A 3,786-nucleotide genomic window follows, 5' to 3' on the forward strand; every position below is an offset into this window, starting at 1 on the left:
CGCTCCCGCTCGGCGTCCGGCGGCGGACTCTGCCCCGCCCGCGGGGGTGTGAGCCCCTGCCGGACGCCGAGCGGGAGCGGGTCGCCGAGGCGATGTTCGGCGCGGGCCGTACCGAGCTGTCGCTGCGGCTGCCCACCGGGTACGTCGTCCGCGCCCACACCGACGGCTGTCTCGCCGCCGCCCAGCGACGGCTCTACGGCGACCAGCGCCGCTGGTTCCGTACGTCGACGATCGTCAACAACCTCAAGCCCGAGGCCGCCCACAGCGACCGCACGCTCGCCGAGGTCCGCGCCGACCGCAGCGCCGAACTCGCCGACTGGCGGCGGCTGCGTACCCGCGCCCTCACCGAGGCCGAAGCCCTGCTCCAGCGCCGGAACGACCACGCGTCGTCCTGATCCGGCGCACCACCGAGAAGAACCCACCCCCCACCGAAAGGACCCGTACCACCGTGACTCGCTCGACCGTGACCCGCTCGACCATGAAGCGCTGTACCGCTCTGCTCTCCGCCGTACTGCTGTCCGCCGGAGTCGTCCTCACCGCCTCGGGCTCCGCGCAGGCGGCGGCCTGCGGCAGCGGCAACTTCTGCGTGTGGACCGACGCCAACTTCTCCGGCATGAAGATCGAGTGGCCGGGCGACGACCACTGGTGGGAGAGCAACATCGCCGACGAGGACTCCTCCTGGGCCAACCACGGCATCTCCGGCGCCGGCATCAAGGACCACGTCAAGGTCTACTCCAGCGGCAACCTCGGCGGCCACATGACCATCTGCCTCACGCCCGGCCAGGAGGTCGGCTACAACGGCGCCGCCAACGACGACGGCGACTCCCACACGTGGGCCGCCGGCTGCTGACGCCGCCGACCGGACGATCACCGCGCGCCGACGACCGGCCGCGGACCACATGAACGAGGGCGCCCGACCACCGCCGGGCGCCCTCCCCGCAGGTCTCACCCCGCACACCGCCGGGCGCGTCCCCACGGACCGCGCTCACCCCGACAACCGAAGTGCGCCCTCCCCGCAGACCGCGCTCACCCCGGCAATGTCAGCCCCCATGCCCCTTCCCGCACCGTCCACGTCCGTGTCCGTACCGGTCCGGCCACCACCAGGGAGTCCGCCCGGTAGCGGAAGTCCGCGCCGGACACCGTCACCCGCTGCCCCACCGCCCGCAGCGGCGCGGCCTCGGCGCCCACGGACACCGGCCTGACCTCGACGTCCGCGCCGCCGTCCGTGCCGGGGGCGATCGACACCCCCTGCACCGGCTGGTCGAGGTCGACGAGTGTCACCCCGTCCACCTCCACCCGCAGCCGGGAGGGCCCGACCGCGGCCGGGGAGGCGACCCGTATCCGGGCGGGCCGCGCGATCCGCGCGATGCGGGGCGGGCGCGCGGACAACGTCCGCACCAGGGAGTGCGGCCAGTTCCGCAACCACGACTGATGCCCGGAGGAGCCACCCCCCGCCCCCACACCGGCCCGCGCGCCGAAGCCGAAGCCGGACCCGGCCCCGGTTCCCGACGTGTCGCCCTCGCCCTCCGTCTCCGCGTCCGCGTCGGCATCCGCGTCGAGGGCGGTCGCCCCCGCGGGCGCCGGGATCCGCAGGGTGCCGAGCACCACCCCGTCGCTGTCGTCGACGAGCAGATCCAGCCGTCGTTCGACCCCGTCGAGGGCGGCCCGCGCGGCGGCCACGGCACCGGTCGGCACGCCGAGCGACCGGGCCAGGCCCAGCGACGGCCCCACCGGAACCATGGCCAACGCGCACGCCGTCAGCTCCCGCTGCCGGTGCAGAACGGCCACCGCGCGCAGCAGCGCACGGTCGTCCCCGACCACCACCGGCCGCCGGGAACCCCGCCGCGCCAGTACCCGAGCGAATTCCTCGGGCCCTTCCGGAAGGCACACTTTCGTACTCGCCGCACCCGCGCTGAGCACGTCTTTCGCGATCCTTACCGCCTCACCGTCCGTGTGACGGGCGAGGGGGTCGATGACCACGAGGAGCTGGTCGCCAGTTGCCACCTCGGTCCTGCCTCGCTTCCTCGGGTAGCATCTTTGTGCAAGAGCCCCTTGCGCTATTGCGCCAGGGGCTTCGTCTATTCCGGGGCATCCGGGTCCACAGTCTGCGACCGACGGCGGTCGCGGTGCACGCGGTGAGCATTCAAGCCACCGCGTACGCCCCCGACCATGGACATGCCCCGCCCGGAAGGGGTGTACGCGCGTGCCCGCACTTGTGCTGCTCGGTGCTCAGTGGGGTGACGAGGGTAAAGGGAAGGCCACCGACCTGCTCGGCGGATCCGTCGACTACGTGGTCCGCTATCAGGGCGGCAACAACGCCGGCCACACGGTCGTCGTCGGCGACCAGAAGTATGCCCTCCACCTTCTCCCCTCCGGCATCCTCACTCCGGAGTGCACTCCGGTCATCGGCAACGGCGTCGTCGTCGACCCGTCGGTCCTGCTCTCCGAGCTGAGCGGTCTGAACGAGCGCGGCGTCGACACGTCCAAGCTCCTGATCAGCGGCAACGCTCACATCATCACGCCGTACAACGTGACGGTCGACAAGGTCACCGAGCGCTTCCTCGGCAAGCGCAAGATCGGCACGACGGGGCGGGGCATCGGCCCCACCTACGCGGACAAGATCAACCGTGTGGGCATCCGGGTGCAGGACCTGTACGACGAGTCGATCCTGACGCAGAAGGTCGAGGCGGCCCTCGACGTCAAGAACCAGATCCTGACCAAGCTCTACAACCGGCGCGCCATCGCCGTCGAGCAGGTCGTCGAGGAGCTGCTGGGCTACGCCGACAAGCTCGCCCCGTACGTCGCCGACACGGTCCTGGTCCTCAACCAGGCCCTCGACGACGACAAGGTGGTCCTCTTCGAGGGCGGCCAGGGCACGCTCCTGGACATCGACCACGGCACGTACCCCTTCGTGACCTCCTCGAACCCGACGGCCGGCGGTGCCTGCACGGGTGCGGGCGTCGGCCCCACGAAGATCAGCCGCGTCATCGGCATCCTCAAGGCGTACACGACCCGTGTCGGCGCCGGCCCGTTCCCGACGGAGCTGTTCGACGAGGACGGCGAGGCCCTGCGCCGCATCGGCGGCGAGCGTGGTGTGACCACCGGCCGTGACCGGCGCTGCGGCTGGTTCGACGCGGTCATCGCCCGGTACGCGACCCGTGTGAACGGTCTGACGGACTTCTTCCTCACCAAGCTCGACGTCCTCACCGGCTGGGAAGAGATCCCGGTCTGCGTGGCCTACGAGATCGACGGCAAGCGCGTAGAGGAGCTGCCCTACTCGCAGACCGACTTCCACCACGCCAAGCCGGTCTACGAGACCCTGCCGGGCTGGTCCGAGGACATCACCAAGGCGAAGTCCTTCTCCGACCTGCCGAAGAACGCGCAGAACTACGTCAAGGCCCTGGAGGAGATGTCCGGCGCGCCCATCTCCGCCATCGGTGTGGGCCCCGGCCGCGACGAGACGATCGAGATCAACTCGTTCATCTAGCGCACGCACCGGATCCCTCACGGACCCACGCCTTGACCGACGGGGCGGCCGACTCGACACGAGTCCGGCCGCCCCGTCACCTATGTCCGCTCCACGCCGCAGCGTCGGGCGAGGGCGGCGAGGCGGTCGAGTTCGCGTTGGGCCGCGGCGGGGTGGGCGAGGTCGAGGGCCAGGGTGGCGCGGCCCATGAGGTAGAAGATGTCCTGGCGGGTGGCCGCGTCGATGCCGGGGGCCGAGCGGAGGCGGCGGCCGGTGACTCTCAGGTGGAGCGCGATGAGGTCGAGCCGGTCGCGCAGGGC

3 protein-coding genes and 2 pseudogenes are annotated in these 3,786 nt (G+C 71.6%); 3 read left to right on the forward strand and 2 right to left on the reverse strand.

Features of this window, described 5'->3' with window-relative positions; translation table 11 throughout:
* Nucleotides 1-395: pseudogene (locus AOK23_RS43235) on the forward strand (hypothetical protein); the annotation flags it as partial.
* An 83-nt stretch (nucleotides 396-478) separates the two neighbouring features.
* Nucleotides 479-850 (forward strand): peptidase inhibitor family I36 protein, encoded by a 372-nt coding sequence (locus AOK23_RS43240; protein ID WP_055717833.1) that lies wholly within the window; start codon nucleotides 479-481, stop codon nucleotides 848-850.
* Between the two features lie 176 nt (nucleotides 851-1,026).
* On the opposite strand, the gene AOK23_RS43245 is transcribed toward AOK23_RS43240, so the two are convergent.
* A complete protein-coding gene (locus AOK23_RS43245; protein ID WP_055717831.1) occupies nucleotides 1,027-2,004 on the reverse strand; it encodes a diacylglycerol kinase catalytic domain-containing protein in 978 nt (325 codons plus the stop codon).
* A 199-nt stretch (nucleotides 2,005-2,203) separates the two neighbouring features.
* On the opposite strand from AOK23_RS43245, the gene AOK23_RS43250 reads away from it, so the two are divergent.
* Nucleotides 2,204-3,487: an adenylosuccinate synthase gene (locus tag AOK23_RS43250; protein ID WP_055717832.1), complete on the forward strand. Its 1,284-nt coding sequence runs from the start codon at nucleotides 2,204-2,206 to the stop codon at nucleotides 3,485-3,487.
* Nucleotides 3,488-3,567: 80 nt separating this feature from the next.
* Here the strand turns inward: AOK23_RS43250 and AOK23_RS43255 are convergent.
* Nucleotides 3,568-3,786 (reverse strand): annotated as a pseudogene (locus AOK23_RS43255) (hypothetical protein); the annotation flags it as partial.

This window comes from Streptomyces torulosus, from assembly GCF_001419765.1.
Classification (GTDB): domain Bacteria; phylum Actinomycetota; class Actinomycetes; order Streptomycetales; family Streptomycetaceae; genus Streptomyces; species Streptomyces torulosus.